The sequence below is a fragment of the Pseudonocardia pini genome, from assembly GCF_013870575.1.
GTDB lineage: Bacteria > Actinomycetota > Actinomycetes > Mycobacteriales > Pseudonocardiaceae > Pseudonocardia > Pseudonocardia pini.
The window spans coordinates 1-1148 of the sequence record NZ_JACBXB010001181.1; the positions used below are offsets into that span (position 1 = coordinate 1).

At 75.7% G+C, this 1148-nt stretch carries 1 protein-coding gene; it reads left to right on the forward strand.

Going from position 1 to position 1148, the window contains the following annotated elements; genetic code table 11:
- On the forward strand, nucleotides 1-947 hold a 947-nt coding region (locus H5J29_RS33645), incomplete at its 5' end, for an Rv3212 family protein (protein WP_181784903.1).
- Between the last annotated feature and the right edge of the window lie 201 nt (nucleotides 948-1148).

Here is a 1148-nt window from a genome sequence, read left to right on the forward strand (position 1 = left end):
CGGCGGACACCGGCGCGCCGCGCTGGACCTACACCCGCGACCGCCCCCTCTGCACGGTCGGCGAAGGCTTCGGCCGGGTCCTGGCGGTCTACCCCTCGGCCGACGGCGAGTGGTGCAGCGAGCTGGCCTCGTTCGATCCCGACCTGGGCGGCCGCGGGCCCGCCTCGAACCTCGACGTCCGGCCCGGGGCGCGCCTCACCGCCGCGGGCAGCGTGGTGGTGGCGAGCAGCGCCGACTACCTCGAGACGATGCGCTCGGACCTGGTCACCACGCTGCAGTACGGCGCGGTGGTGGCCCCGGCGCAGCCGGACCGGCAACCACGCACGGGCTGCACGTACACCTCGATCGCGGTCGCCGCGGGCAGGCTCGGCGTGATCGAGAGCTGTCCCGCGGACGCGGCGGACCGGTTGACCGTGCTCCGCCCGGACGGCACCGGGGACGCGGACACCCCGACCGTCGAGTTCTCCGCGCAGCTGTCGACCCGCGGGGTGCAGCTGCTCGCCGTGTCCGTGGACCGGGAGGCCGTGCTGCTCCCCGGGCCGCCGGAGCTGCAGATCCTGGACCGCGCGGGCAACCAGGTCGCGCTGATCGGGCTCGACGTCCCGGAGTCCGAGGTCGCCCCGCCCGCGGACCGGATCGGGCGCACCGCGAGCGACACCGGCCGCGTGTACTGGTGGAGCGGGTCGCGCACGATCGCGCTGGACCGCACGGGGCTGGCCCCCGTCTGGACGCTCCGGGACACCCTGGGCCCCGGCACGGCGTACGCGCAGTCCTGGCTGGTCCCGGTGCCCGCGGGGATCGCGGTGGTGGATCCGGTGCGGGGCGTCGTGCAACGGACGATCCCGGTGGACCGGGGCGGCTACACGGGCGGGGTCACCCTCGCGACGCAGGGGGGCGTGCTGGTGGAGCAGCGGGGCGGCGAGCTCGTGGCGCTGCGACCGGCGTAGCGAGTGCACGTTTCGTGCTCTCAGCGCGGTGCGCACAGCACTGACCGCACACAACTCGCGATCTTGCCGCGCTGAGAGCACGAAACGTGCGATCGGGGAGGCCGCTCAGAACAGCCAGTACCCACCCAGGACCAGCACCGCGAGCCCCACGACCACCCACGCCGCGACGGCCCCCCGGCGCCCGGCGCGGCGGTCCGCCAC